We start from the raw sequence: 374 nt of genomic DNA, 5'->3' as shown, positions 1-374 counted from the left end.
GGCATCTTTGACCTTACCACCAAGATTCCTGAGATCCTTGGAGAACAATCAGCCCCGCCCTTTGCGGTGAGCTTTTACCTAGACCCGGACGATGCGGAGAATCAAACGGGAGCAATTGTAAACACCCAGGCACACCAGAACAAGGACGCAGACAACAACCCCATTAACCCGCAGACCATCTACGTGGGTATCTTAGATACCGATACAGGCTGCTATATTGGCGGAGTACAAAGCTTTGAGCTCATCGTACAGCGAGGTGCTGAAGCAACGGCCCCCACAGAACCCTTCGTTATTTGTGACAACCTACCCCCGCAGGACGGCCATGCTGAGTTTGACCTAGAAGACCTGAGCAACCAGCAAGTCGCTGCCCTACG

General features: G+C 53.2%; 1 protein-coding gene. It reads left to right on the top strand.

Going from position 1 to position 374, the window contains the following annotated elements:
• The coding region (locus QPK98_RS15620; protein WP_310994399.1) for an FIDD domain-containing protein at nt 1–374 on the top strand (374 nt) is incomplete at both ends.

The organism is Aequorivita marina (assembly GCF_031631895.2).
Taxonomy (GTDB): Bacteria; Bacteroidota; Bacteroidia; order Flavobacteriales; family Flavobacteriaceae; genus Aequorivita; species Aequorivita marina.
This window is presented reverse-complemented; position numbering and strand designations above follow the sequence as displayed.